At 69.6% G+C, this 25,092-nt stretch carries 24 protein-coding genes and 2 pseudogenes; 13 read left to right on the forward strand and 13 right to left on the reverse strand.

All coding sequences use genetic code 11. The features are described from left to right. Positions 1-185: 185 nt before the first annotated feature. Positions 186-1,145 (reverse strand): LysR family transcriptional regulator, encoded by a 960-nt coding sequence (locus tag MYA_RS22100; RefSeq protein WP_014725127.1) that lies wholly within the window; start codon positions 1,143-1,145, stop codon positions 186-188. 164 nt (positions 1,146-1,309) lie between these two features. On the opposite strand from MYA_RS22100, the gene MYA_RS22105 reads away from it, so the two are divergent. The 3 genes from MYA_RS22105 (at position 1,310) to mmsB (ending at position 5,194) form a co-directional block, all read left to right on the forward strand. Then, entirely contained in the window at positions 1,310-2,635 is a 1,326-nt protein-coding gene (locus tag MYA_RS22105; RefSeq protein ID WP_011881915.1) for an MFS transporter, read from the forward strand. Between the two features lie 127 nt (positions 2,636-2,762). Next, the gene (locus tag MYA_RS22110) at positions 2,763-4,289 is read left to right on the forward strand and encodes a CoA-acylating methylmalonate-semialdehyde dehydrogenase (RefSeq protein WP_014725129.1); all 1,527 of its coding nucleotides are present in this window, start codon (positions 2,763-2,765) and stop codon (positions 4,287-4,289) included. 14 nt (positions 4,290-4,303) lie between these two features. Further along, positions 4,304-5,194, forward strand: a complete 891-nt coding sequence (gene mmsB / locus MYA_RS22115) for a 3-hydroxyisobutyrate dehydrogenase (protein ID WP_011881913.1) — start codon at positions 4,304-4,306, stop codon at positions 5,192-5,194. Positions 5,195-5,300: 106 nt separating this feature from the next. Here mmsB and MYA_RS22120 read toward each other — a convergent pair whose 3' ends face one another. Beyond that, positions 5,301-5,633, reverse strand: coding sequence for a hypothetical protein (locus MYA_RS22120; RefSeq protein ID WP_034193802.1), 333 nt, complete (start codon positions 5,631-5,633; stop codon positions 5,301-5,303). A gap of 447 nt (positions 5,634-6,080) precedes the next feature. Further along, positions 6,081-6,410, reverse strand: coding sequence for a hypothetical protein (locus MYA_RS31405; RefSeq protein ID WP_126220799.1), 330 nt, complete (start codon positions 6,408-6,410; stop codon positions 6,081-6,083). Between the two features lie 86 nt (positions 6,411-6,496). Here MYA_RS31405 and MYA_RS22125 point away from each other — a divergent pair, with 86 nt between their 5' ends. Next, a complete protein-coding gene (locus MYA_RS22125; protein ID WP_011881909.1) occupies positions 6,497-7,261 on the forward strand; it encodes a DUF4397 domain-containing protein in 765 nt (254 codons plus the stop codon). A 51-nt stretch (positions 7,262-7,312) separates the two neighbouring features. Here MYA_RS22125 and MYA_RS22130 read toward each other — a convergent pair whose 3' ends face one another. The 3 genes from MYA_RS22130 to MYA_RS32250 form a co-directional block, all read right to left on the reverse strand. Then, positions 7,313-7,873, reverse strand: coding sequence for a DUF3005 domain-containing protein (locus MYA_RS22130; RefSeq protein WP_014725132.1), 561 nt, complete (start codon positions 7,871-7,873; stop codon positions 7,313-7,315). A 251-nt stretch (positions 7,874-8,124) separates the two neighbouring features. Next, positions 8,125-8,415: a hypothetical protein gene (locus tag MYA_RS31850; protein ID WP_050781904.1), complete on the reverse strand. Its 291-nt coding sequence runs from the start codon at positions 8,413-8,415 to the stop codon at positions 8,125-8,127. A 60-nt stretch (positions 8,416-8,475) separates the two neighbouring features. Continuing rightward, positions 8,476-8,973 (reverse strand): hypothetical protein, encoded by a 498-nt coding sequence (locus MYA_RS32250; RefSeq protein ID WP_226111601.1) that lies wholly within the window; start codon positions 8,971-8,973, stop codon positions 8,476-8,478. Between MYA_RS32250 and MYA_RS22140 the strand changes: the two genes are divergently transcribed. After that, a complete protein-coding gene (locus tag MYA_RS22140) occupies positions 8,960-10,138 on the forward strand; it encodes a LysR family transcriptional regulator (RefSeq protein WP_014725135.1) in 1,179 nt (392 codons plus the stop codon). The two genes, MYA_RS32250 and MYA_RS22140, sit on opposite strands and share 14 nt — an antisense overlap. A 389-nt stretch (positions 10,139-10,527) precedes the next feature. On the opposite strand, the gene MYA_RS22145 is transcribed toward MYA_RS22140, so the two are convergent. Next, the gene (locus MYA_RS22145) at positions 10,528-12,102 is read right to left on the reverse strand and encodes an MFS transporter (protein WP_041494172.1); all 1,575 of its coding nucleotides are present in this window, start codon (positions 12,100-12,102) and stop codon (positions 10,528-10,530) included. 100 nt (positions 12,103-12,202) lie between these two features. Here MYA_RS22145 and MYA_RS22150 point away from each other — a divergent pair, with 100 nt between their 5' ends. Both MYA_RS22150 and MYA_RS22155 read left to right on the forward strand, forming a co-directional pair. Beyond that, complete coding sequence (locus MYA_RS22150) at positions 12,203-13,081, forward strand: LysR family transcriptional regulator (protein ID WP_014725138.1); 879 nt, start codon at positions 12,203-12,205, stop codon at positions 13,079-13,081. A gap of 151 nt (positions 13,082-13,232) precedes the next feature. Then, complete coding sequence (locus MYA_RS22155; RefSeq protein ID WP_014725139.1) at positions 13,233-14,222, forward strand: ABC transporter substrate-binding protein; 990 nt, start codon at positions 13,233-13,235, stop codon at positions 14,220-14,222. A 16-nt stretch (positions 14,223-14,238) separates the two neighbouring features. On the opposite strand, the gene MYA_RS22160 is transcribed toward MYA_RS22155, so the two are convergent. Then, positions 14,239-14,613, reverse strand: a complete 375-nt coding sequence (locus MYA_RS22160) for a phage protein NinX family protein (protein ID WP_014725140.1) — start codon at positions 14,611-14,613, stop codon at positions 14,239-14,241. A 256-nt stretch (positions 14,614-14,869) separates the two neighbouring features. On the opposite strand from MYA_RS22160, the pseudogene MYA_RS22165 reads away from it, so the two are divergent. Then, positions 14,870-15,866 (forward strand): annotated as a pseudogene (locus tag MYA_RS22165) (glycosyltransferase family 2 protein). 37 nt (positions 15,867-15,903) lie between these two features. After that, positions 15,904-16,791: pseudogene (locus tag MYA_RS22170) on the forward strand (glycosyltransferase family 87 protein); the annotation flags it as partial. 236 nt (positions 16,792-17,027) lie between these two features. Here MYA_RS22170 and MYA_RS30200 read toward each other — a convergent pair. Continuing rightward, positions 17,028-17,207: a Flp family type IVb pilin gene (locus MYA_RS30200; protein WP_059990935.1), complete on the reverse strand. Its 180-nt coding sequence runs from the start codon at positions 17,205-17,207 to the stop codon at positions 17,028-17,030. A 634-nt stretch (positions 17,208-17,841) separates the two neighbouring features. Here MYA_RS30200 and MYA_RS22175 point away from each other — a divergent pair. Beyond that, positions 17,842-18,249 (forward strand): DUF427 domain-containing protein, encoded by a 408-nt coding sequence (locus MYA_RS22175; RefSeq protein WP_014725142.1) that lies wholly within the window; start codon positions 17,842-17,844, stop codon positions 18,247-18,249. Between the two features lie 194 nt (positions 18,250-18,443). Continuing rightward, positions 18,444-19,445, forward strand: coding sequence for a sulfonate ABC transporter substrate-binding protein (locus MYA_RS22180; RefSeq protein ID WP_014725143.1), 1,002 nt, complete (start codon positions 18,444-18,446; stop codon positions 19,443-19,445). 18 nt (positions 19,446-19,463) lie between these two features. Here the strand turns inward: MYA_RS22180 and MYA_RS22185 are convergent, their stop codons facing one another. The 4 genes from MYA_RS22185 to MYA_RS22200 form a co-directional block, all read right to left on the reverse strand. Beyond that, on the reverse strand, positions 19,464-20,051 hold the full coding sequence (locus MYA_RS22185; RefSeq protein WP_034193872.1) for a putative glycolipid-binding domain-containing protein: 588 nt from the start codon (positions 20,049-20,051) through the stop codon (positions 19,464-19,466). Between the two features lie 35 nt (positions 20,052-20,086). Continuing rightward, the gene (locus tag MYA_RS22190; protein WP_014725145.1) at positions 20,087-21,244 is read right to left on the reverse strand and encodes an iron-containing alcohol dehydrogenase; all 1,158 of its coding nucleotides are present in this window, start codon (positions 21,242-21,244) and stop codon (positions 20,087-20,089) included. Beyond that, on the reverse strand, positions 21,241-21,576 hold the full coding sequence (locus MYA_RS22195; protein ID WP_014725146.1) for a putative quinol monooxygenase: 336 nt from the start codon (positions 21,574-21,576) through the stop codon (positions 21,241-21,243). Before MYA_RS22195 ends, MYA_RS22190 begins: the two co-directional genes overlap by 4 nt. A 108-nt stretch (positions 21,577-21,684) precedes the next feature. Beyond that, positions 21,685-22,401, reverse strand: coding sequence for an SDR family oxidoreductase (locus MYA_RS22200; protein WP_041494173.1), 717 nt, complete (start codon positions 22,399-22,401; stop codon positions 21,685-21,687). Positions 22,402-22,533: 132 nt separating this feature from the next. Here MYA_RS22200 and MYA_RS22205 point away from each other — a divergent pair, with 132 nt between their 5' ends. Then, positions 22,534-23,484, forward strand: coding sequence for a LysR family transcriptional regulator (locus MYA_RS22205; RefSeq protein WP_041494174.1), 951 nt, complete (start codon positions 22,534-22,536; stop codon positions 23,482-23,484). Positions 23,485-23,650: 166 nt separating this feature from the next. After that, positions 23,651-25,039 (forward strand): nucleobase:cation symporter-2 family protein, encoded by a 1,389-nt coding sequence (locus tag MYA_RS22210; RefSeq protein ID WP_014725150.1) that lies wholly within the window; start codon positions 23,651-23,653, stop codon positions 25,037-25,039. The last annotated feature ends 53 nt before the right edge of the window (positions 25,040-25,092 follow it).

Genomic DNA, 25,092 nt, shown 5'->3' on the forward strand with positions numbered 1-25,092 from the left:
ATACAAAACAGTACTCTCGCTCGCATCGGGGCTTACGCTCAGTCAATCCGCGCGGCCCCAACGGCGCCCCGATTTATCCGACGATTCACGCGCACTCAGGCCCGTGGCGCCTGCCTGTGGAACCGTTTCCCGCCGCTGCGGCCGTCGCGCGCGGGCCTGCGCCGCGCCGGCCGCCCGGCACCGCGTCACGGCGGAACGCCGACGAAGCGCAACTGCGCCGACTCCCCCATCAGCAACGCGCGATTGAGCTCGGCGGCCGCGCGCAGGTAATCCCACAAGGCGGTTACGCGCCGCAGCTTGCGCAGATCTTCGCGACAGGTCAGCCAGAAACAGCGCGTCACCACCACGTCGTGCGGCAACACCGGCACGAGCGCCGGCTGCGTGGCGGCCATGAAGCACGGCAGGATCGCGAGCGCGCCGCCCTGCAGCGCCGCGAACACCTGTGCGATCACGCTCGTGGTGCGCAGCCCGGCCGTCGCGCCCGGCACTGCGCGCTCGAGGTACAGCAATTCGCTGCTGAACGCGAGATCGTCGACGTAGCTGATGAACGCATGCCGCGCGAGGTCGTCGGTGCTCGCGATCGGCGGATGGTTCGCGAGATAGTCGCGCGTCGCATAGAGCCGCAGCTGATAGTCACATAGCTTCGTGACGACGTAAGGGCCGCGCTCCGGCCGCTCGAGCGTGATCGCCAGATCGGCTTCGCGCTTGGGCAGATTGACGAAGTGCGGGACGGGCAGCAGATCGACCGTCACGTGCGGATGCGCGACGCGGAACTGCGCAAGCTGCGGCGCGAGGAAAAAGCAGCCGAAGCCTTCGGTCGAGCCGATCCGCACATGGCCCGACAGCGCGTGGCCGGTATTGGCGAGCTGATCGCAGGCGGATTGCACGGTCGTCTCCATCGCGTCCGCATACGCGACGAGCCGCTGCCCCTCGGCCGTCAGCGTGAAGCCGCCCGAGCGCGACTTGTCGAACAGCAGCGTGCCCATCGCGGTTTCGAGCGCGCGAATGCGGCGCGCCACGGTCGTGTAGTCGACGCCCAGCCGCTTGGCCGCCCCGCTCGCGCGCTGCGTGCGCGCGACCTCGAGGAAAAAGCGCAGGTCGTCCCAGTTCAGGCTGCCGGAAGCCGGCTCGGTGGATGGTCGCATCGGTGCGAAAGGCAGGAAAAGGCGGGTGTCTCCGGGCCGGCCGTCGATATGCAGAAATGCATAACCAACCGGATTTCTTGTCGGTACATCATGGATCTGCGCATAACTATACTCGACCGTGACCTGCGGACCATGAGCCGCGGGCGACAAAATCAGGAGACACCATGCAGACCCGATCCACCCTCGATGAGCACGCGGCCGTCGCGGCGGCGGCGCCGGCTCCCGCCCGCACCGCGAAGCACTATCTGCTGGCCGGTTGGGCCAGCATGGCCGGCACCACGATCGAGTGGTACGACTTCTTCCTGTACGGCACCGCCGCCGCGCTCGTGTTCAACCGCATCTTCTTCCCGTCGCTCGATCCGGTCGTCGGCACGCTCGCCGCATTCGGCACGTTCGCGGTCGGCTTCATCGGCCGGCCGATGGGCGGCATCGTGTTCGGCCACTTCGGCGATCGCATCGGCCGCAAGTCGATGCTGATGATCACGCTGCTGCTGATGGGCGTGCCGAGCATGATCATCGGGCTGATCCCGTCGTACGAGCACATCGGCTACTGGGCCGCCGCGCTGCTGATCGCCATGCGCTTCCTGCAAGGGATGGCCGTCGGCGGCGAATGGGGTGGCGCGGTGCTGATGGCCGTCGAGCACGCACCGAAGGGCCGCAAGGGGCTGTTCGGCAGCCTGCCGCAGACCGGCGTCGGGCTCGGACTGATCCTGTCGTCGGTCGCGATGGCCGCGGTGGCCGCGCTGCCCGAAGCCGACATGCTGTCGTGGGGCTGGCGCGTGCCGTTCCTCGCGAGCATCGCGCTGGTCGGCCTCGGCTGGTTCATCCGTGCGAAGGTGCCGGAGTCGCCCGACTTCGAGAACGTGCGGCGTCAGGGCAAGGCCGAGAAGTCGCCGGTGACGGCCGCGCTGCGCCGCCATCCGCGCGAGGTGCTGACGATCGTCGGCGCGCGTGCGGCCGAAAACACGTGGTTCTACATGGTCGTCACGTTCTCGCTCGCCTATGCGACGCAGCAGCTGCACCTGCCGAAGGCCGAGATGCTGCACGCGATCACGGCAGGCGCCGCGCTGTCGCTCGTCACGATGCCGTTGTGCGGCCATCTCGGCGACCGCATCGGCCAGCGCCGGATGTTCGCGCTCGGCCTCGTGCTGATGTGCGCGTTCGCCGCGCCGTTCTTCATGCTGCTCGGCACGCAGCAGACCTCGTCTGCGTGGTGGGCGATCGTGCTCGGCCTCGGCGTCGTGTTCCCGATTCTGTATGCGCCCGAGTCGCTGCTGTTCGCGCAGCAGTTTCCCGCGGAAATCCGCTACAGCGGCATTTCGCTGTCGGTGCAGCTGGCCGGCGTGATCGGCGGCGGCTTCGCCCCGATGATCGCGACGTCGCTGCTCAAGGCCGGCGGCGGCCAGCCGCACTACGTGATCGCGTATCTCGTCGGCTTCGGCGCGTTCGCGCTGCTGTGCACCGCGCTCATGCGTCCGGCCCGGGCGTAAGCCGCGCCGCACCACGCTGCACCGCAATCCCTTTTTCCGTTCGACCTCACGTTCGCCGCCGCTGCATGCGCGGCGGACGCGGGGCGACCATTTTTCCCGCACCCACACCGTTTCTCCGGAGAGTGACATGAACGCAGCAGTTCCCCAGACCACCCTCGCGCTGCCCACCGCCAAGCTGCTGATCGACGGCGCCTTCGTCGAATCGCGCAGCGCCGAATGGGGCGACATCGTGAACCCCGCCACGCAGCAAACGATCGGCCGCGTGCCGTACGCGACGCCCGACGAGGTCGATGCCGCGATCGCCGCCGCGCAGCGCGCGTTTCAGACGTGGAAGACGACGTCGATCGGCACGCGCCTGCGCATCATGCTGAAGTTCCAGGAGCTCGTGCGCCGCAATCTCGAGCGGATCGCGCACACGCTGACCGCCGAGCAGGGCAAGACGCTGCCCGACGCGCAAGGCGACATCTTCCGCGGCCTCGAAGTGGTCGAGCATGCCTGCTCGATCGGCACGCTGCAGCAAGGCGAGTTCGCGGAGAACGTCGCCGGCGGCGTCGATACCTATACGCTGCGTCAGCCGATCGGCGTCTGCGCCGGCATCACGCCGTTCAACTTCCCGGCGATGATCCCGCTGTGGATGTTCCCGATGGCGATCGTGTGCGGCAACACGTTCGTGCTGAAGCCGTCCGAACAGGACCCGCTGTCGACGATGGAACTGGTCGAGCTGGCGATCGAGGCCGGCGTGCCGAAGGGCGTGCTCAACGTCGTGCACGGCGGCAAGGACGTGGTCGACCGGCTCTGCACGCATCCCGACATCAAGGCGATTTCGTTCGTCGGCTCGACGCGCGTCGGCACGCACGTGTACAACCTCGGCAGCCAGCACGGCAAACGTGTGCAGTCGATGATGGGCGCGAAGAACCACGCGGTCGTGCTGCCCGATGCGCATCGCGAGCAAACGATCAACGCGCTGGTCGGCGCGGGCTTCGGCGCGGCCGGCCAGCGCTGCATGGCGACGTCGGTGGTCGTGCTGGTCGGCAGCGCGCGCGACTGGCTGCCCGAGCTGGTGGAAAAGGCGAAGACGCTGAAGGTCAACGCGGGCTCGGAGGCAGGCACCGACGTCGGACCGGTGGTGTCGCGCAGCGCGAAGGCGCGCATCCTGTCGCTGATCGACGCGGGCGTCAAGGAAGGCGCGAAGCTCGAGCTCGACGGCCGCGACGTGACGGTGCGCGGCTACGAGCAGGGCAACTTCGTCGGCCCGACGTTGTTCTCGGGCGTAACGACCGACATGACGATCTACCGCGAAGAAATCTTCGGCCCGGTGGTGGTCGTGATGGAAGTCGACACGCTCGACGAAGCCATCGCGCTCGTCAACGCGAACCCGATGGGCAACGGCGTGGGCCTCTTCACGCAAAGCGGCGCGGCCGCGCGCAAGTTCCAGAGCGAGATCGACGTCGGCCAGGTCGGCATCAACATCCCGATCCCGGTGCCGGTGCCCTACTTCAGCTTCACCGGCTCGCGCGGCTCGAAGCTCGGCGATCTCGGCCCGTACGGCAAGCAGGTCGTGCAGTTCTACACGCAGACCAAGACGGTCACCGCGCGCTGGTTCGACGACGACGCGACGGCCGGCGGCGTGAACACCACGATCGCATTGCGCTGAACGGGAGCATGACCATGGATATCGCATTCATCGGGCTCGGCAACATGGGCGGCCCGATGGCCGCCAACCTGCTCGCCGCCGGCCATGCGCTGACGGTGTTCGACCTGGACGCGCACGCGCTCGACGCGGCAGTGCGCGCCGGCGCGACGGTGGCCGGGTCGCCGCGCGACGCGGCCGCGCGCGCGTCGCTGGTCGTCACGATGCTGCCGGCCGCGCAGCATGTGCGCGCCGTCTATCTCGGCGATGACGGCGTGCTGGCCGGCGCTCGCGCCGGCGCGACCTTCGTCGACTGCAGCACGATCGACCCGGACACCGTGCGCGCCATCGCCGACGCGGCCGCGCAGCGCAACTTCGCGTTCGCCGATGCGCCGGTATCGGGCGGCACGGGCGGCGCGCAGGCCGGCACGCTGACCTTCATGGTCGGCGCGGAGGCGGCGCTGTTCGCGCGTATTCGCCCGTTGCTGCTCGACATGGGCAAGAACGTCGTGCATTGCGGCGGCACGGGCACCGGCCAGATCGCGAAGATCTGCAACAACCTGCTGCTCGGAATCTCGATGATGGGCGTGTCGGAAGCGATGGCGCTCGGCGCGGCGCTCGGCATCGATCCGGTCGTGCTGGCCGGCATCATCAACACGTCGACCGGCCGCTGCTGGAGTTCGGAAACCTGCAACCCCTACCCCGGCGTGAACGATGCGGCGCCCGCCGCGCGCGGCTATGCGGGCGGCTTTGCCGCGAACCTGATGCTCAAGGACCTCGGCCTCGCGACCGAAGCCGCGCGCCATGCGCGCCAGCCGGTGTGGATGGGCGCGCTCGCGCAGCAGCTGTATCAGTCGATGAGCCAGCACGGGCTCGGCGCGCTCGATTTCTCCGCTTGCGTGAAGCTGTACGACGCGCAGCCGGCGTGACGCGCCAGATGCGCGCGGCACGGCCCGCGCCGCCGGTAGACGGCGGCGCGGGCCGGTAGCGCGGATTGCACGGCGGATCGCCGCAGTCGTGCGGGTGACGCGATGCTCAGCTGCGCGGGTTCGACGCCGTCTCGAAGGTCGGATGGCACTCGAAGGCCAGCTCCGAGCGCGCGTCGACGCGGCGGCCGCCGGTCAGCGATTCCTGCTTCAGGCTCGCGCGCATACCGCGCTGCGTGCAGTAGCTGGTCGCTTCGCTGACGGCTTTTTCATGGGCGTCGGCCCACGTCGTCGACACGCCGAGCGTGCGCGTCGTCACGGTGAAGACGTTCGGGTTCGACGTCGTGGTCACGTCGGAGGCGGTCGAGCACGCGGCGAGCAAGCATGCAGCCGCCGCGATGGTCAACCATCGCAGGGATGGAAACAGTACTGGGATGGACATGAGGGCAAGCGCGCGTCGATTCGACGGCATCGGACAACATGGGCGACAGTATGCCTGCATGATCGCCGAAGATCATGCCCTTTTCAGTGAACAGATTGTTTCGGCTGGTTAAACGATCGCTGGGCTCCTGGCGAGTGGTACCGCCGGGGACACGCTGTGTCGTTGGCGTGGCGCGTGGTGTTTGTGCGAGTCGACGGTTGCTTGCGAAGTCGTCGGCGCGCGGCGCATGGCGACCTGAAACTGTGCGCGCTGCTCGATGCACTGCCGATCGCTCGGCACGACGTGCACAGGTTCATGCATGAAGCACGATGCTCCGATGCGCGGGTATCCGATCGGCGATGCAGCGCCCCGAGCATGTCCAGCATATCGCGCGTCGCGAAGGCCGTTCGCATGTCGCGCGTGCGTCGGCGGATGCACATCGAACTGTCGTGTCCAACGGTCCGCTCATCATCGATGACGTGCTCCAATCAGATCGATGCGCGCGCAACCAACAAGACGTAACCATCGCCTACGTCCACGCGCATTGCTCTCATGAATCGCGTTGCGTTTTAAACGCTTTTCCTGCATGTGCGGATCCGGCAGCGATGCGAGCCTCATCTCGTGGCGCGCCCAATCGCTCCTTTTTACAAACGTGTGCCGCGAATCGCGCGCTCGCGCATCACGCGCATCGCGCGTCGTGCGCAACGCTCCCACCGTCGGCGCGATCGCGCGCATCTCGCCGTGCGGGCACGCGCGTTGCGACATCCGTGCGCCGCCGCTCTGGCGGACAGCAATCATTCTTCAATCCAGGCGCTGCGTCCCGCGCGATGCTCCGCGCGGCGACACCGCATCGCCAGCAGGTAACTCCTGAACGAGAGGACGACATGAAATCCATTCGAACGATAGTGGCGCTGTGCTCGGTCATCACCATGCTCACGGCATGCGGTGGAGACGGCAACGACGTCGGCACCGTGCTCGGCATCTCGAAGCCGCAGGCACGCTTCATCAACGCGGTGCCGGCCGGCCCGAACCTCGACTACTACCTGAACGCGAAAGTCGATGCGTCCGGCGTCGCGTACAAGGGCGTGACCCGTTATCACGACATCGACTCGGGCACGCAGAACGCCAGTTACGACATTTCGGGCACCAACGCCACCGTCGCGTCGCAATCGTTCAGCGCGGCCAACGGCCACCACTACACGACCGTCGCGCTGCCCAGCACGTCGTCGCCGATCTCGGTGATCGACGATCCGTATGACAAGGGCCTGCTGTCGGACAAGGCGCGCGTACGCGCCTTCAATGCGTCGCCGAACGCGCAGAACGTCGACGTCTACGTCGTGCCGCCGGGGACGGACATCAACACGCAGAGCCCGACGCTCTCCGGCGCGGCGTACCAGAACGCGGCGCCTGCCACGGGCCAGGACTCGATCTATCTGAACGGAGGCAGCTATCAGGTGATCGTCACGACTGCCGGCAGCAAATCGCCGATCCTGACGACTCCGCCGGTGACGATCAACAACAACGCCGACTGGCTGCTCGTGACGATCCCGTCGGGCGGTATCGGTGACGTAACGCCGAACGACATCCACGTGCTCGTCGCCCAGGGCAACGATGCGGACACGTCGGCGCAGGAACTCGGCCCGCAGTAAATGATGGCGGCGGATCGCCGTTCGGCGATCCGCCGCGTGACGGGCGCGCCGTCAGTTGCTGGTGCGCTCGAAACGAATCACATGCTCGACGCGTGCGCCGGCGCCATGCTCGGTCACGACGTCGACGTCGCCGACGTACGTGACCTGCCAGCCGGGCCGCGCGGCGATCAGCGGCATGTTGCCGCCCGGACGGCTTTCGAAGCCGCCGAGGCCGTCGGCCGGCGTGTTCACCGCGTTGTCGAGCGACGCGTTCGAATAGATCACGTTGTCGTGCCATTCATCGGCGCCGGTGCGCGCCTCCATGCCCTTGCCGTCGACGTCGACCGTGTTGTCGGTGGCCGCCATGTTCGCGTTGTCGATCGTCACGATCCGGCTGGCCGCGCGGCGCACCGGGTCGCCGCTGTCGACCGCATGCGCGTCGACGTCGATGTCCGGCAGGCCGGTCGGCGTTTTGCCCGCGACCGATTCGGGCGTTTGCGGCCGTTTGGCCACTTCGGCAGCCTGGGTCGCCGCATCCGGCATGTCGCCACCGGCCGCGGGCGCCTTCACCGGGCTCTGCTTGATCTGTTCCCGCTGCTGTTGCGGGGTTGGGTTCGATTCCGCGTTCTGCATCGCACCTCCTTGTTCGGGACCTTGCAGCGCGGTCCGGACGGGCCGCCGCCGTCGTCAGCCGGCGGCTGCGATCGGCCGCGTGACGAGCGCCATCGGCGCCGGGAATCGCTACAACGGTCCTTGCAAATCTTTCACACACGCGTAGCGCGGCCGCGCGCCCGAGAGCGCGCGTGCCGCCTGGCTCCGCCATTGCGGCGGCGCAGCGCGGGCGGTGCTGCACGTGCCGCCCGGCGCCGCCCCGCGAGGCGCGATCAGCCGCCGCTCGCGCCCGTCGTCCCCGACGCCGCGCCCGGCATGCTGGCCGCGCCGCCGGTGGTGCCGGCCGTGCCGCTGTCGGCGCCCGCCGCGCCGCTGCTCGGCGTGCCCGACGGTGCGGTCGATGGCGCGGGCGACATGCCGCCCACGGCGCTCGCGTCCGAAGTGGCGCCGGCGCCCGTGTCGGTTTCGCTCTTCTTCTGACAGCCTGCCCCCGCCGCCAGGCCGGCGATCAGGATGCCGGCGAAGACGGCCCGCGATACGTGACGAATGGAATATCGCTGCATGACACCTCCGCTTGATGTCGATGAATGGATGGAACTCACCCGTTCGCAATTCGCGTGCCGTCACCGCTGCGCGCCATTCGTTTTTTGAATGGCGGCCTGCCGAATATTTAATTTCCCATCGCGGCGACGGCCGCCCATACTCGCGGACGAATGGGACATATGACGTCCACGGCGGTCCGCCCGCGCTGCATGCACGGCGCACGCCGCGGCCATGGAAGGAGACAACGCGTGCGACCGCAAACCCGCGTCGAAGCGATCGAACGCCGCGCCAGGCTTGCGGCGACGCGCGAACATGCGCATGCGGTTTGCCGCGGCGGACCCGCCTCGTGCATGCGCAGAAAAACCGACGCCGACAGCGAACCGGCCGCCGAATGGCCGAACGCAGATGCGGGGCGGATCGCTACTACCACTGCGCGAGCGGCCGTGAATCGCGGCGTGCCGCAGCCACGCATCGATGTCGCGCGGACGGCCTGTCGGCTGCCGGTGCATCTTCGACGGCTGGCGCACCTTCGAACGCCGACGCACCGCGTGAACGGATAGCGACATGGATAGCGACATGCGCAACCCACCGGCAAAGCACGGCGCTATCGCCGACACCCGCGACGCAGGCGGCGCGCTCGACCTGCTCGACGCGCGGCTGATGCGCATCCTGCTCGTGCTGCTCACCGAGCGCACCGTGTCGCGTGCGGCGGTGCGGCTGAACATGTCGCAGCCCGCGACGAGCGCCGCGCTCAAGCGCCTGCGCACGCTGCTCGGCGATCCGCTGCTGGTGCGCAGTCGCTACGGGATGGTGCCGACGGAGTTCGGCGCGCAGCTGATCGATCCGCTGCGCAACGCGCTGCGGGTGATCGACTTCATTCGGAACCAGCAGCCGCGCTTCGCCGCACGCACGTCGGTGCGAACCTATCGGATCGGTTGCCCGGACTACCTGAACGTGCTGTTCGTGCCGAAGCTCGTCGCGCTGTTCCGCGAACGCGCGCCCGACGCGCAGCTCGTGTTCCATCCGCTCGGCGACGGCTTCGATGCGCAGCGCGCACTCGCCGACGGCGCGCTGGACGTCGTGATCGACAACCGCCCGGCGCACCCGTCGCGGCTCCGGCACGACGCGTTGTTCGACGACCGCATCGTCTGCGTGATGCGCGCGACGCATCCGCTCGCGCGCCGCGGCGCGATGACCGCGGAAGAATTCGCGCAAGCGCCGCAGTTGTGTCCGACGCCGTCGTGGCTGGAGGCGTCCGGCGCGATCGATCGTCAGCTGGAACGCGTCGGGCTGCGACGGCGGATCGTCGTCACGCTGCCGCATTTCGAACTCGCCGCCCATGCGCTGGTGCGCTCCGATCTGGTCCTGACCACGACCTACCGGCTCGCGAGCCACTACGCGAAGCTGCTGCCGCTCGGCACCGTTGCGCTGCCGGCTCAACCGCCCGACATCACGTACCGGCTCGCCTGGGACGAAACCGGCGCCTGCGCGGACGCGGTACGCTGGCTGCGCGGGCTGATCGTCGAAGCGACGCGCGCATGGCTCGACGCAGAAGCCGCGCTGCCGGCCGTCACGGCCGTCGCCGCGCGTGCGCCGACGTCCATCGCCGCACCGCTCGCCGGCGCGGCGGCCGAATCCGCGCGGCGCGGTCGACGCAGGCAACCGACGCAGTGCGACGCGACACCGCAGCCGAGCGCCGCACGCGCGACGCGCGCCCATCGGATCGCGATGAAGGCGCGCTGAGGCCGGTGTGCCGACGCGCGTGCGTGGCGTCGCGTGCGGCAGCGGTCGAACGCTCGGTAAAGACTGACATCGCCACGAACGCGACTGCGATGTCCGCGCGGCGCGGCGCCATCACCGATGCAAATGCTGCGCCGTACGATGACGGAGGCGTCGTGCATCGGCGCATCGAACGACTTCGCGAGCAGCTTGGTCCAACGCGACGCAGCCGGGGCCGCTGCACGCACCGCAATGCCACATAGCCACGCGCGGACGCGCGATTTGACCACCTGCGCATCGCCCCATCAAACGACTTCACGAGCAGCCCGACCGAACATGAAACGCAACTGCGGCCGCCGCACGCAACGTACCGCCACGCCACCCCGCCACATCACCCAGCCAGAACCGCCCCATCACATACCCACATCGCGCATCGGTTGCACGAGCAACCAATATGCAACCGCAGCGCCAACCAGCGCGAGCACACCGCTCACCGTCAGTGCCGTCGAAAACCCGGCCGCGAACGCCGCCGGCGCGACGTCGTGCAGCACGCGCGCGGCCGTCGGCGGCAGGCGTGCGAGCGCCTGCGTGAGATCGCCTGCCAGCAGGCTCGACATGAACCGCGCATCGACGAACGCGCGTACGTCCGGCATCGCGGACAGCCGTCGCACGAGCTGCGCGTGCGTACTGCCGGCCAGCACCGCCCCGAGCACGCCCACCGCCGTCACGATCGCCGAGAAGCGCGTGGTCGTGCTGATGCCCGATGCCATGCCCGTGCGGTTCCGCGGCACGCACGCGATGATCGCCTTCTGCGTGTCGCCGTTCATGATGCCCGCGCCGCAGCCCGTCACGCAGATGCCGAGCGCAACGAGCCGGTAGTCGGCGCCGGCCGTCAGCAGCGCAGTCGCGAGATTGCCGACGCCGATCAGCGCGAGGCCGCCCGCCAGCACGCCGCCGGACGACATGCGCGCAGCCAGCTTCGCGCCGAGCGACGGCCCGACGATCATCGCCAGCGCGAACGGCAGCATGCCGAGCCCCGCGTCGATCGCCGACATCCCGAACGCGTTCTGCAGATACAGCGGCAGGAACGTCATCATCACTTGCGCGCACGCCGCATAGCCGAACATCGCGACGACCGCGCCGACGAAGCGCGGCTGCCCGAACAGCGCGAGGTCGACCATCGGCCGCGCGTGGCGGCGCTCGACGGCGACGAACGCGGTCGACAGCGCGGCGGCGAGCCCGAGGCGGCCGAGCGTCGCGCCGGTCAGCCAGCCGTGCGACGGCGCGCCGATCAGCGCCGCGATCGCGCACGCGAGCGCCGCACCGAACAGCAGGCTGCCCGGCGCGTCCACGCGCGTCGCATGCGGATCGCGCGACTCCGCGATCGCCGCGCGCACGCCTGCCGCGAGCAATGCGCACGCGGGCAGGTTCAGCAGGAACACCCAGCGCCAGCCGATCCATTGCGTGATCGCCCCGCCGATGAGCGGCGCGAGCGCCGTCGCGATGCCCATGCACATCCCCCAGATCGCCCACGCTCGCGCGCGTTCGCGTCCGTCCGGGAAACGGTTCGCGATGACCGCCAGTGCTGCAGTCAGCAGCATCGCGGCCCCACCGCCCTTCACCGCGCGCGCGGCGATCAGCCACGCCGCCGACGGCGCGAGGCCGCACCCGAGCGATGCGAGCGCGAACAACGCGAGGCCGGCTGCCAGCATGCGCTTGCGCCCGAAGCGATCGGCGAGGCCGCCGGCCGGCAACAGGCACGCGGCGAACGCGGTCATGTAGGCGCTGACGACCCACTCGATCTCGGCGAAGCTCGCATGAAAGCCGCGCGCGATGCTCGGCAGCGATACGGCCACGACGTTCGTGTCGAGCACGATCAGCGAGCACGTCGCGGACGCAACCGCGAGCGTCGCGGCGGCAGGCGCGCCAGCGCCGCCGCCCGAGCGGGAAACGGAGGACATGGGGGAAACGGGGGACGGCTGCGGCATCGAGCGCTCCGGAACGGGATCAACGACGCGTATGCTAGGCTTGCCCCACATTGCCCGTCATTGACACACCGGAGCCATTTGATTGACGAAAATTGCAATCATGAATCCGCTCGAATTCCGCCATGTCCGCGCGTTCCTCGCCGTCGCGGAGCACCTGCATTTCGCACGCGCGGCCGACGCGCTCGACATGGCCCCGCCCGCGCTCACGCGACAGATCCAGGAAGCCGAGCGGCTGCTCGGCGTGCGGCTGTTCGACCGCTCGCGGCGCGCGGTCACGCTGACGGCGGCCGGCGAGGCGTTCGGCGCCGAGGCGCGCGCCGCGTTCGAGCATCTGCAGCGCGGCCATGAACTGGCGCTGCTGGCCGAGCGCGGCGAAGTCGGCCGGATCGAGATCGGCTATGTGTCGTCGGCCGTCTATTCGGGCACGCTGCAGCGCACGGTCGGCGCATTCCGTGCGTCGCATCCGCGCCTCAACCTCAACCTGCGCGAGGTGCCGATGGACGACGTCGCGAAGCAGCTCGACGCCGGCCGGCTCGACCTCGCATACGTACGCCCGCCGTTGCCGCTGCCGGGCGGCGTGCGGACCGTGACGCTGCAACGCGACGTGTTCGTCGCCGCCGTGCCGGCCGACTCGCGCTATGCGTCGATGCCGACGTTGCGCGCGGCCGACCTTGCCGATGCGCGCTTCGCGGTGCCCGAACAGGAGGGCGGCACGCTCGAAGTCGCACGGCGCGGCCGCTTCGCTCCGGTGATCGACGCGCGGCCGGGCGGCTTGCTCGCGGTGCTCGCGTGCGTGTCGGTGAACGGCTGCGTCGCGGTGATCCCGGACGCGCTGGCCGGCTGCGTGGCGCTGCCCGGCGTCGTATACCGGCCGCTCGCCGGCAAGCCGATCACGTCGGAGCTCGCGCTCGCGCATCGCCGCTTCGAGAAGGCGCCCGCGGTCCGCGCGTTCCTGCGCACCGTCACCGCGGCAGGCTGAGCACGCGCCGCGGCGGCCGGGCTCGTCACCGCGCGCCACCGCTCTCGCGCGAATAAGCATTGCGCGATTCGATGTTTGCCGCGGCGAAACCGATTCCGTAATCTGCCGGTCAGCCGTGCATGCCGCGCGGATTACCGAGGATTGCATACCGATGACTTCGCCCGCCTCCCCGGCCCGTCGCCGCGCGCTGCTGCGCGCGAGCGCGCTGGCCGCCGCACCGTTCGCCGGCGCCGCCGCATTCCCCGCGCGCGCGGCCGGCGCCGACCTGTCGAACGTGACGCTGGTGCTCGGCGATCAGGCCGGCGGGCTGCGCGCACTGGCCGAAGCCGCGCGCGTGCTCGACGGCGTGCCGTACCGGTTTCGCTGGGCGAATTTCCAGGGCGCCGCGCCGCTGTTCGAAGCACAGCGCGCGGGTGCGCTCGATCTCGCGCCGGCCGGCGACCTGCCCGTGCTGACGGCCGCGCTCGGCGATCCGGCGCTGCGCATCGTCGCGACGCGCGCCGGCTCGGCGACGTCGCTCGGCATCGTCGTGCAGCCCGATTCGCCGGTGCGAAGCGTCGCCGACCTGAAGGGGCGCACCGTGGTCGTATCGTCGGCGCGCGGCAGCATTTCGCAATACCAGCTGTACGGCGCGCTGCGCGAACACGGCCTCGCGGCGCGCGACGTCGACGTGCGCTTCGTGCTGCCGGTCGACGCGTTCGCCGCGTTCGAAGCGAAGCAGATCGGCATCTGGGCGACCTTCGATCCGTATTACGGGCACGTGGTGCGGCGCGGCGCGCGCGTCGTGCGCGACGGCAGCGGCATCAATTCCGGGCTGGCGTTCCTTACGTCGCCGGTCGACACGCTCGACGACCGGCTCAAGCGCGCGGCGCTGGCCGACGTGCTCGCGCGGTTCGCGCGCGCCGGCCAGTGGGCGCTCGCGCATCCGGCCGATTACGCGAGCGTCTATGCGTCGGTCACGCGGCTGCCGCGCGACGCGGCCATCGACATCGTGCGCCGGGCGCCGCTCGCGCAACGCGACGTGAGCGGCACGGACATCGACGTGCTGCAGCGCGTCGCCGATCGCGCGGCCGCCGATGCGATCCTGCCGAAGCGCATCGACGTCGCGTCGATCGCGGTGCGCAACCTGTCGGCGGCGTAACCGGCTTCTCGTACGTTCAGCGCGGCCTCGACATGTCGAGATCCGGCACGTCGTCGCCGAACTTCGACGCGACCAGCGTGCGCATCGCGGCGACCAGCAGCGTCGGCCCCGACTGGTTGAACGTGCAGCGCTCGCCGGCCGCAGGCACGGCCCGATGCAGCACCGCGCGCCACGCGCCGCGGCCGCCGTCGCGCTCGAACGCGCCGAACGGCAGGCGCTCGACCAGCGGCCCGCCGTCCGCCCACGCGGACGACGGCGCATACGGCGCCGGCGCCCCGCCCGGCTCGCGAATCACCATACAGCCCGCAGCATCGACCCGCGGCGCGTCGAGCGCCTGGGCCATCGCCACCCAGAAATCGAGCGCGGCGCCGGTCAGCTCCTGAACCTGCATCGCCACCTCCTTCGGCATCGAAAGTGCCCATCGTAGCGCCGATCGCTCCGCCGTCGGGCAGCGCGAGGCGCCGCATTGCGCCTGCGCCGATACATGTTACGAATCGGCGAATCCTTCCTACAATGAACTCAACACCTGTCGTCCGGTCCGCGGGGGCCGCCGCGTCGCAGCCGAATGCGCGCGCTCGGACCCGTTCGGCAGATATCGATTCGAACCTCACGGTGCAGCACCGGCCGGATCTCTGGGGAGCCGCAGCGTGCCGACGCACGCCAGGAAACCGCTGCTCTCGCTCGTCGTGCCGTTTCATGACGAAGAAGAAGCGATCGGCCCGTGCTTTGCCGAAACGCTGCCGATCCTCGCGTCGGTTGACGGCGTGCAGTTCGAAATCGTCTGCGTCAACGACGGCAGCCGCGATCGCACGCTCGAGCGGCTGCTCGCGATCGCCGCCGCCGACTCGCGCGTGCGGGTCGTCGATCTCACCCGCCGCTTCGACAAGGAAGCCGCACTCACCGCGGGCCTCGACGAAGCGGCCGGCGCCGCGGTGATCCTGATCGACGCCGACCTGCAGGACCCGCCCGCGCTGATTCCCGCCATGATCGAACGCTGGCGCGACGGCGCCGAAGTCGTCGCCGCGAAGCGCACCGACCGCATGTGCGATCCGTACCTGCAGCGCGCCGCGGCCGCGCTCTACTATCGCGTCCACAACGCGCTGTCCGAGGTCGAGATGCCGGAGAACGTCGGCGATTTCCGGCTGATGGACCGCGAGGTCGTCGCTGCGCTGCGCGCGCTGCCGGAGCGGCGGCCGCTCGAAGTTTTCCGGCTGGCGTCGCTGTAATTTCGCGCTCGAAGGCATCACCAGCTTCAGCACGGTGCCTCTGCGCGTATGGACCTACGTGGGCGTCACGTTCGCGCTGCTGTCGCTGCTGTATGGCGCGTTCATCGTCGTGCGAACGCTGCTGTACGGCAACCCGGTGCACGGCTACCCGTCGCTGATTTCGGTCGTGCTGTTCGTCGGCGGGATTCAGCTGATCGGCATCGGCGTGATCGGCGAATACCTCGGCCGCGTCTATCACGAATCGAAGCAGCGCCCCGTCTATCTCGTGCGGCGACGCTATCGCGCCGAGCGCGAGGCGGCCGCAGCGCCCGCGTCAACGCTGCTGCAATTCCCGCTCAAGCGCACGCACGCGGCGCGCCGCCGCACGCCGATGCCCGCGGGCGGCAACGTCGCGGCGCGCAAGGCGTCGTTCAAGTAGAACGGGGCCGCGCCGCGTGGTCGTGTACAGCATCGTGATGCTGGTGTTCTCCGCGCTGTTCGTCACGATCTGGGCGTGGGTCGCGCATGCGTTCCCCGAGCGCGTGCCGCCGCGCGTCGGCGCCGACTTCTCGGTGTTCTGGACGGCCTCGTACCTGATGCTGCACGGCTCGCCGGCGCAGGCGTACGACTTCTCCGCGTTCTCGCGCCTGTCGGCCGCGCGGTTCGACACGCTTCGCCACGGCGCGTTCGCGCCGTGGCTGTATCCGCCGACCTATCTGCTGCTCGTCACGCAGCTCGCGCTGCTGCCGTTCGCGCTCGCCTATCCGCTGTTCGTCGCGCTCGGCGTCGGCGTGCTCGGCTGCGCCGCCTGGCGGGTGGCCGGCCTCGGCGCCGTGGCCGGCGCGTCGCGCGCGGGCGCACTCGCGCTGGTCGCCGCGCCGTGCGTGTTCGTCACCGCGACGCTCGGGCAGAACGCCTTCCTCACCGCGTCGTGCGCGGCGCTCGCCGTCTATTGGGCCGAGCGCAGGCCGTTGTGGGCAGGCCTGTGCATCGGGCTGCTGTCGGTGAAACCGCAGATGGCGCTGCTGTTCCCGTTCGTGCTGATCGCCGCCCGCGCGTGGCGCACCCTCGCGTGGGCCGCGCTCGCCAGCGCCGCGTTCGTCGCGCTCAGCGTGCTGGTGTGCGGCACGGAATCGCTGCGCCTGTTCGTCGCGAGCGCGGGGCTCGCGCGCTCGATCGTGCTCGAGCACGGCGTGGTGTTCTGGCTCGTGTCGTCGACGCCGTTCGCGGCGCTGCGGCTCGCCGGCGTGCCGTTGAACGCGGCCTATGCGGCCCACGCCGGTGTCGCCGCGATCGCCGCCGCGTGCGTCGCCTGGGCCGGCACGCGCGACGTCCGCGTGCGCGCGGCGGTGCTGGCAGTCGCGCGAAGGCGTGCGGCACGAGCGCAGCCGCGATGGAGTACAGCGCCGCGAACGCCGACACCAGCCAATTCGACAGGCGCCGCGCGCGCACGTCCTGCATCGCGAGCGACGCCAGCACGAGCGTCGCCGCCGCTTGCACGAGATAGCGCATCGGAGAACCGTCCGTCGGCGCGCCGCGTCCGGGTCCGCCTTACTGCCGCGGAGCCGTGTATTCGTCGGCGACGCGCGGGTTCAGGAGATCAAATCAGCGACGAGACCTTGTTGATCAGCGTCGTGAAGATCGACGACAGCCCCGAGCTGCCGCTGAGCACCGTGCCGACGGCCACGAGCGCGACCACGACGATGCCGGCCAGAACCGCGTATTCGAGCGAGCTGACGCCCCGTTCATCGCGCAACAAGGTCTTGACGTATTGCAGCATGACAACCTCCGTATGACCGGGCCGCTGATCGACCGTTGATATATTGGCGCTGCACTGCTTCGGGTGGCGCACGACATTCGCCCGTTCAAGACTCATGCTGCGGCCGCTGTATCGGGCCGTCGGCGTCCCCCGGAATCCCTTCGATCGCTGCGACGCGCGACGTGCGCGCGTCGATTGCATGAGCGCATTCAGCACGATGCGAATCACGCTATTTCGTCTAGGGCATGGACAATTTTTTCGGCGATTTCCAATCATTCGGTGTCGGAATGGATTTATGGAAAAAACGGTTATCGAAGCGGATCGGCGCGAATTATTTACCGTTATTTAACCGCCGCGATGCCGACAGTTCCGGGCCGGACGTAAGAATATTAACGATGATGCATATTGTTTCCGATACCTGATCGTCGGCGGTAATTCCGCACCTGTTTTCAACGGCATTGCAATTCGCGCCGGTAATTGTGCAGCGCACGGATTTACGCCAAAAAGTTCGGGAACGTCCATTGCCCCAACCGCATCCCGCTGCAGCTTTTGCGCAATGCGCGCATGCTCTCAGTTGGCCGACGCGACCATCGCCGCGCACATCCTCGCAGCTCGCTTCCACGCGGCGCTCCCACCGTCTCCCGGAGGAACCACGATGTCGATCAGCCCCGATACCCCGTCTCGCCCCGTGAAGTCGCCCGGCCCCGACCATCCGATCACGATCGAACCGCATCCGTCGCGCGTCGTCGTCAAGGCGGGCGGCACGGTCGTCGCCGATACGCGCCGCGCACTGGCGCTGCGCGAAGCGAGCTATCCGGCCGTCCTTTACATTCCGCGCGACGATGCCGACATGTCGCTGCTGCAGCGCACCGACCATGCGACCTACTGCCCGTACAAGGGCGATTGCGCGTACTACTCGATTCCGGCGGCCGGCGCGCGCGCCGTGAATGCGGTGTGGACCTACGAGCATCCGAATCCGGCCGTCGAAGCGATTCGCGGCCATCTCGCGTTCTATCCGGATCGCGTCGATGCGATCGAGGAAAGCGCGGCCGGCAGCGATTGACCGCGACGACGGCCCGCCGCGCCGTCGTGCACGCATCGTCGCGTCGCTGATTTGCATATGCGGATTCGTTGGTTGGCCGGGCGGACAGGCCGCCGTATCGTGCTGAGTCGCGCGCGGGGCAGTTCCCGCCCGGTCTGAACCGGGCCACGTTCCCGCGCAGCCCATGAACTCGCCGCAGCCCGCAGGACGCCTCGATGAACGACCTTCCGCCCGACACCCTCGACACCCTCGACACGCCGCCGCAAAGCACGCGCCGCCGCCGGTGGCTGCAAGGCACCGCCGCCGCGCTCGCCGGCGTCGCGCTCGGGCCGCTCGCCGGCCTGCCCGCCCGCGCACAAGCGGGCGGCACGCGGCTGCGCATCGGCTTCCAGAAATACGGCAACTTCGTCGTGCTGAAAGCGCGCGGCACGCTCGAGAAGCGGCTCGCGAGCCAGGGCGTGACCGTGGAGTGGCTCGAGTTTCCGGCCGGCCCGCAACTGCTCGAAGGATTGAACGCGGGCGCGATCGACGTCGGCACGGTCGGCGAGACGCCGCCGATCTTCGCGCAGGCGGCCGGCGTCGACTTCGTCTACATCGGCAACGAGCCGCCCGCGCCGCGCGGCGAAGCGATCGTCGTGCTGCCCGATTCGCCGATCCGGACGCTCGCGCAGCTGCGCGGCAAGAAGGTCGCGCTCAACAAGGGTTCGAACGTCCACTACCTGCTCGTGAAGGCGCTCGAGCATGCGGGCATTCCATACACCGACATCCAGCCGATTTTCCTGACGCCCGCCGACGCGCGCGCCGCATTCGTGCAGCGCAACGTCGACGCATGGGTGATATGGGATCCGTATCTCGCGGCCGCCGAGCGTCAGCTCGGCGCGCGCGTGGTCGCGAACGGCGAAGGGCTCGTGCGCAACACGCAGTACTATCTCGCCGCGCGCCGGTACGCGCGCGCGCAGCCGCAGATCCTGCGCGCGTTGCTCGACGAAGTCGACGCGGTCGATCGCTGGGGCCGCGATCATGTCGGCGAAGTCGCCGCGCAACTGTCGCCGCTCGTCGGGCTCGACACGGCCACGCTCGAAGTCGCATTGAAGCGCACCGGCTACGGCGTGCAGCCGGTCAGCGACGCAACGCTCGCCTATCAGCAGAACATCGCCGATGCATTCAGCGCGCTGAAGCTGATTCCCGGCCGCGTGAGCGTCGCCGACGCTCGCTGAGCCGCGGTTGCCGCCGCGCTACGCGCGAGCGCTCGCACCAATGCGCCGCCACTCGTCGTAATCGATGACGAGGCCTGCGTCGTCGACCGCGATGTCGGCCGCATAGGCGCCGCTCTCATAGCGGTACACGCGCTCGGCCGTACGCGTATAGCGTTGCTCGCCGCGCACGAGCTCGAACTCCGGAAAACGCAGCCACGCGGTATGGATGACGGCCGACGCGCCGACCGTCAGTCCGAGCCGCCGGATCGGCAACGTATTGGTCGACGGGCTGAAGCCGAGATCGATGTCGGTCGCACCGTCGAGCGCCGCCGCGTGTGCGCCCTCGATCGTCCACCGCCCCGCTTCGCAGCGGATCTCGAGCCGCTGCGGCGGCGCCGCGCCGTGGCGATGCACGACGCGCACCGAACGCGTGAGCCAGTCGGCGCCGCATTCGATCGCATAGTCGATGCGGAACGGCGTGCCGTCGAGCGCGCCGGCGATCGTACCCGACAGGTCGATGCCCGCGGGCGCGGGCGCGAGCCGGCACCATTCGGCGGCTTGCCAGGTGTGCAGCACCTGCCATGCGACGCATCGGACGGTCGTGGCGGCTTCAGCCCCTTGCCTCATACCGCCGTCTTCACCGGTCACCATCCGCGCCGCCTTCACCATGCCTGCCGATAAATCGCGAGCGCATCGGCTTCGGTCACTTCGCGCGGATTGTTGACGAGCAGACGCGTCTGCAGCATCGCATCGGCCGCCATCCTCGGCAGGTCGGCCTCGCCGACGCCGACTTCGCGCAGCGTGCGCGGAATGCCGGTCGCGACGATCAGCCGGTCGATCTCGTCGATCAGCGCCTGCGTCCTCGCTGCGTCGCTGCCCGTCGCCGACGGCGCGACGATCGCCGCGAGCTCCGCGTACAGCGGCGCGGCAGCCGCCGCGTTGAAGCGCAACACGTGCGGCAGCACGAGCGCATTCGACAAGCCATGCGGCACGTGGAAAATGCCGCCGATCGGGTAAGCGAGCGCATGCACGGCCGCCACCGGCGCATTCGCGAACGCCTGACCCGCGAACATCGCGCCGACCAGCATCGCTTCGCGCGCCGCGCGATCGTGGCCGTCGTCGCATGCCTTCAGCACATTGCGCGACAGCAACGTCAGCGCGTGCACGGCCAGCATGCCCGACACCGGGTTCTTCAACCGCGCCGACGTATAGGCTTCGATCGCGTGCACCATCGCGTCGATGCCGGTCGCTGCCGTCGCGGCGCGCGGCAGCCCGAGCGTGAGCTCGGCATCGAGGATCGCGACGTCCGCGAACAGCTGCGGCGACACCACGCCCATCTTGCGCGCTTCGCCGACCGTGACGATCGATACGGCCGTCACTTCCGAGCCGGTGCCGGCCGTGGTCGGCATCTGCACGAGCGGCAGCCGCGGCGTCGCGACCTTGTCGACGCCGTACATGTCGGCCAGCGCCTGCCGGCCCGGCGCGAGCACGGCGATCAGCTTCGCGACGTCCATCGACGAGCCGCCGCCCAGGCCGAGCACGATCTCGGCGTCGGCGGCCACCGCGCGCGCGGTCGCTTCGAGCACCACGTGCTCGGGCGGATCGGCGACGACGTCGTCGATCACGCTCACCTGCCAGCCGTGCGCGGCGAGGCTCTCGAGCGCGGGCGCGAGCACGCCGCTGCGATGCAGGAACGCGTCGGTGATGACGCACAGCCGCACGAGCGACGGAAAGCGTTCGCGCAACAGCGCGCCAAGCCGGCGTGCTGCGCCGAATTCGACGATCTGCGTCGCGACGGTACGGAATTGAAACGGGTTCATCGAGCGGCTCCCGGTAGCGTCGCCGTGCCGGTGTCCGGCAGCACCATGTAGCGCGTCACGTCGCGGCGATCGAGCAGCGGAATGATCTCGCCGATGCCGATGCGCTGGAAATGCGGCGTTTCCCGATGTGCGTCGAGGCCGCCGGCGTCGCGGTAGCGCTCGAGGATCACGATGTGGTCGGGATCGACCGGCGACCGGAAGTACGCGTAGTCGAGGTTGCCCGGTTCCGCACGCGTGGGCGGCGCGAGCTGCGCGAGCAGCTCGATCACGCGCTCGCCGTTGCCGGGTTTCGCGAAGTAATGCGCGATGACCTGCAGGTAGGGTTCGTTCATGCTGCGCTCCGGAGTTGTCGGCTGGTCGGCACGCCGACACGGCGCGCGCACCTCGACGTCGCATTGTATTGAATCGGCGCGACGCGCGCAGAGCGCGACCGTCGCGCGCTACCAGGGCACCGTGCGGCCCTCGTAATCGAGGTATTCGAGCCCCGGGCGGCGGCGCTTGTCGAGCAGCACGTTCACGAGGCCCGGCACGCTTTCGTCGATCGTCAGCCGCGCGTCGGGGCCGCCGAGTTCGGTGCGGACCCAGCCGGGCGCCATCAGCACCATCGCGCGCGCCGTACCGGCCTGACGCGCGGCGAAGCTGCGCATGAACTGGTTCAGCGCGGCCTTGCTGCCGCGGTACACCTCGCGCATCCCGTTGACGTTGTTCGACACGCTGCCCTGCCCCGACGACATTGCGCCGATCAGGCCGTCCGCCGTCACGAGATCCTGCAGCGTCTCGATCGTGCGCATCGGCGCGAGCGCATTCGTGATCATCACGCGCACGAACTCGTCGGTCGTGACTTCGCCGATCGTCTCGGCCGGATCGTTGCTCGTGCCCGCGTTGACGAACAGCATGTCGAAGCGCCGCCCCGACAGGCGCGCGCGCAGCGCGGCAAGCTGCGCGGGCTCGCAGATGTCCAGCGTCTCGATGTCGAGCCGCGCGCCGACGCGCTCGGCGAGGTCGTGCAGCTTCGAGCGGCCCGAGCCCGCGCGGACCGTGCCGGTCACATGCCAACCGTGATTCAGGAACTGCTCGGCCATCGCGAGCCCGAGGCCGCGCGAGACGGCGACCAGCAGGATCGAGGGTGTGCCGGCGTGCGAGAGAGTCGGTTGCATCGTATTCACCTTGGAGATCGTTCGTCTCCGGCTACTGTAGGCGCTCGCCATCGGATGCACCAGACGCACCGAACGCAATCCACGATTGCACCGGACGCCATGTCACGCCGCGCCATGCCTTATGCTGTCGGGATGGAAGACCTCGATCTGAACCTCGTCACCGCGCTCGACGCGCTGCTCGGCGAAGCGAGCGTGACCGGCGCCGCGCGCCGGCTGGGCTTAAGCGCGTCCGCGATGAGCCGCACGCTCGCGCGCTTGCGCGCGGCCACCGGCGACCAGCTGCTCGTGCGCGCCGGACGCCGGCTCGTGCCGACGCCGCACGCGACGGCGTTGCGCGAGCGCGTGCACGCGGTCGCACGCGAAGCGCAGGCCGTGCTGCGGCCGGCGGCGGCCGACCTCGACCTCGCGACGCTGTCGGCCACCTTCACGCTGCGCGCGGCGGCGTCGTTCATGGAAATGCTGGCCGGCCCGGTCGTCGCCGCGATCGGCGACGTCGCGCCCGGCGTGCGCGTGCGCTTCGTGCCGCGGCTCGCGCGCGACCCCGGGCCGCTGCGCGACGGCTCGGTCGATCTCGACATCGGCAAGCGCGGCGACGACGCGCCGGAGCTGCACACGCGCGAGCTGTTTCACGACGCGCACGTCGCGGTGGCACGCAGCGGCCACCCGCTGTTCGCGGCGGCCCGAATCACGCCGGCGCGCTACGCGGCCTGCCGCCACGTGATCGCGGCGCAGCTCGGCGACTTCGGCGGCCCGGCCGACGACGGCGAGCGCACGGCGGTGGCCGCGCACAACGTCCACGTGGTCGTGCCCGGCTATCCGGATGCGATGCGCGTCGCGGCCGGCACCGACCTGATCGCGCTGGTGCCGCGCTCGAGCCTCGGCAACGCATTCACGCCGGGGCTCGCGGACGCGCTCGGGCTGCGCAGCTTCGCGATTCCGGTCAAGCTGCCCGAGATCCTGATCTCGGCGCTGTGGCACCCGCGCATGCACGGCGACCCGGTGCATCGGCGGCTGCGCGACGTCGTCATCGACGTCTGCAAGCGCGCGTATCCGCAAAGCCGCGCGCCGCGCCGCCCGCGCTGACCGTACCCGGCACTGCCGCTGCGTCTTGTTCGACTCCTTGCTCGACTCCTTTCCCGGCCGTCGTTCCGTGGCCGCCAGGCGCCGGCCGTCGCGCCACACCAAGGGGCGGCGCCCGCGGCCGTTCGGCTAAAATGCCGCACTTTCCTCCTGTCCGGCCCGCTCGCCCATGCAACCCGCCTCCTCTGCCCGATCCGCCGCTCACGGCGCCGACGACGCATCTTCCGCGCGCGACCTCGTCTACGGCCCCAACGACCGCCCGGCGCCGACGATCGCGTTCGTCGCCGCCCTGCAGCACCTGCTGGCGATCATCGTGCCGATCGTCACGCCGGGGCTGCTGATCTGCCAGGCGCTCGGCGTCTCGAGCCGCGACACGACGCTGATCGTGTCGATGTCGCTGGTGATCTCAGGCATCGCCACGTTCGTGCAGTGCAAGCGCTTCGGCCCGCTCGGCGCGGGGCTGCTGATCGTGCAGGGCACGAGCTTCAACTTCGTCGGCCCGCTGATCGCGGGCGGCAGCGTGATGGTCAAGCAAGGCACGCCGGTCGAAACGGTGATGGCCGCGATCTTCGGCGTCGTGATCGCCGGCTCGTTCGTCGAGATGGCCGTGTCGCGCATCCTGCCGTTCGTGAAGCGGCTGATCACGCCGCTCGTGACCGGCATCGTCGTGCTGCTGATCGGGCTCACGCTGATCAAGGTCGGCCTCGTCAGCATGGGCGGCGGCTACGGCGCGATGGCCAACGGCACGTTCGCGAGCGCGCAGAACCTGACGCTGTCGTGCGTCGTGCTCGGCACCATCATCGTGCTGAACCGCGTGCCGATCGTCTGGGTGCGCAGCACGGCGCTGGTGATCGCGCTCGCGATCGGCTATGCAGTCGCGGCGGCGCTCGGGCGCCTCGACTTCACCGGCATGCACCAGGCCGCGCTGTTTCAGGTGCCGACGCCGCTGCACTTCGGCATCGGCTTCTCGTGGTCGCTGTTCGTGCCGATGCTGATCATCTATCTCGTCACGTCGCTCGAAGCGATCGGCGACGTCACCGCCACGAGCAAGATCTCGAACGAGCCGGTCGAAGGGCCGGTATGGATGCGCCGGATCAAGGGCGGCGTGCTCGTGAACGGGGCGAACTCGCTGCTGGCCGGCGTGTTCAACACGTTTCCGAGCTCGGTGTTCGCGCAGAACAACGGCGTGATCCAGATCACGGGCGTCGCGAGCCGCTACGTCGGCATCTGGATCGCGGCGATGCTGGTCGTGCTCGGGCTGTTCCCGGTGGTGGCCGGCGCGCTGCAGGCGGTGCCCGAGCCGGTGCTCGGCGGCGCGGCGATGGTGATGTTCGGCGCGGTGGCCGCATCGGGCATCAACATCCTGTCCGGCGTCCACCTCGACCGCCGCGCGCTGCTGATCATCGCGGTGTCGCTCGCGCTCGGCCTCGGCGTGTCGCAGGTGCCCGACATCCTGAACAGCCTGCCGCATGCGCTGAAGAACGTGCTGGCCTCGGGTGTCGCGACGGGCGGCATCTGCGCGCTGGTGATGAACTGGTTTCTGCCGGAACGGCAGTAACGCCACCGACGCCGGCACGGCGCGATCTGATCGTCGCGCTCGGCGACGCCGGC

It is taken from the genome of Burkholderia sp. KJ006 (assembly GCF_000262695.1).
GTDB lineage: Bacteria > Pseudomonadota > Gammaproteobacteria > Burkholderiales > Burkholderiaceae > Burkholderia > Burkholderia vietnamiensis.

What these genes read in the sequence shown, in the direction of transcription:
- MYA_RS22140 (WP_014725135.1), top strand. Translation starts at nt 8,960, where the DNA reads ATGGATAGCGACATGCGCAACCCACCGGCAAAGCACGGCGCTATCGCC.
- MYA_RS32250 (WP_226111601.1), bottom strand. Translation starts at nt 8,973, where the DNA reads ATGTCGCTATCCATGTCGCTATCCGTTCACGCGGTGCGTCGGCGTTCG.
- MYA_RS22105 (WP_011881915.1), top strand. Translation starts at nt 1,310, where the DNA reads ATGCAGACCCGATCCACCCTCGATGAGCACGCGGCCGTCGCGGCGGCG.
- MYA_RS22185 (WP_034193872.1), bottom strand. Translation starts at nt 20,051, where the DNA reads ATGAGGCAAGGGGCTGAAGCCGCCACGACCGTCCGATGCGTCGCATGG.
- MYA_RS22100 (WP_014725127.1), bottom strand. Translation starts at nt 1,145, where the DNA reads ATGCGACCATCCACCGAGCCGGCTTCCGGCAGCCTGAACTGGGACGAC.
- MYA_RS22200 (WP_041494173.1), bottom strand. Translation starts at nt 22,401, where the DNA reads ATGCAACCGACTCTCTCGCACGCCGGCACACCCTCGATCCTGCTGGTC.
- MYA_RS22130 (WP_014725132.1), bottom strand. Translation starts at nt 7,873, where the DNA reads ATGCAGAACGCGGAATCGAACCCAACCCCGCAACAGCAGCGGGAACAG.
- MYA_RS22120 (WP_034193802.1), bottom strand. Translation starts at nt 5,633, where the DNA reads ATGTCCATCCCAGTACTGTTTCCATCCCTGCGATGGTTGACCATCGCG.
- MYA_RS22175 (WP_014725142.1), top strand. Translation starts at nt 17,842, where the DNA reads ATGTCGATCAGCCCCGATACCCCGTCTCGCCCCGTGAAGTCGCCCGGC.
- MYA_RS22205 (WP_041494174.1), top strand. Translation starts at nt 22,534, where the DNA reads ATGGAAGACCTCGATCTGAACCTCGTCACCGCGCTCGACGCGCTGCTC.
- MYA_RS22195 (WP_014725146.1), bottom strand. Translation starts at nt 21,576, where the DNA reads ATGAACGAACCCTACCTGCAGGTCATCGCGCATTACTTCGCGAAACCC.
- MYA_RS30200 (WP_059990935.1), bottom strand. Translation starts at nt 17,207, where the DNA reads ATGCTGCAATACGTCAAGACCTTGTTGCGCGATGAACGGGGCGTCAGC.
- MYA_RS22155 (WP_014725139.1), top strand. Translation starts at nt 13,233, where the DNA reads ATGACTTCGCCCGCCTCCCCGGCCCGTCGCCGCGCGCTGCTGCGCGCG.
- MYA_RS22110 (WP_014725129.1), top strand. Translation starts at nt 2,763, where the DNA reads ATGAACGCAGCAGTTCCCCAGACCACCCTCGCGCTGCCCACCGCCAAG.
- MYA_RS22190 (WP_014725145.1), bottom strand. Translation starts at nt 21,244, where the DNA reads ATGAACCCGTTTCAATTCCGTACCGTCGCGACGCAGATCGTCGAATTC.
- MYA_RS22160 (WP_014725140.1), bottom strand. Translation starts at nt 14,613, where the DNA reads ATGCAGGTTCAGGAGCTGACCGGCGCCGCGCTCGATTTCTGGGTGGCG.
- MYA_RS22125 (WP_011881909.1), top strand. Translation starts at nt 6,497, where the DNA reads ATGAAATCCATTCGAACGATAGTGGCGCTGTGCTCGGTCATCACCATG.
- MYA_RS31405 (WP_126220799.1), bottom strand. Translation starts at nt 6,410, where the DNA reads ATGATTGCTGTCCGCCAGAGCGGCGGCGCACGGATGTCGCAACGCGCG.
- MYA_RS22150 (WP_014725138.1), top strand. Translation starts at nt 12,203, where the DNA reads ATGAATCCGCTCGAATTCCGCCATGTCCGCGCGTTCCTCGCCGTCGCG.
- mmsB (WP_011881913.1), top strand. Translation starts at nt 4,304, where the DNA reads ATGGATATCGCATTCATCGGGCTCGGCAACATGGGCGGCCCGATGGCC.
- MYA_RS22145 (WP_041494172.1), bottom strand. Translation starts at nt 12,102, where the DNA reads ATGCCGCAGCCGTCCCCCGTTTCCCCCATGTCCTCCGTTTCCCGCTCG.
- MYA_RS31850 (WP_050781904.1), bottom strand. Translation starts at nt 8,415, where the DNA reads ATGCAGCGATATTCCATTCGTCACGTATCGCGGGCCGTCTTCGCCGGC.
- MYA_RS22180 (WP_014725143.1), top strand. Translation starts at nt 18,444, where the DNA reads ATGAACGACCTTCCGCCCGACACCCTCGACACCCTCGACACGCCGCCG.
- MYA_RS22210 (WP_014725150.1), top strand. Translation starts at nt 23,651, where the DNA reads ATGCAACCCGCCTCCTCTGCCCGATCCGCCGCTCACGGCGCCGACGAC.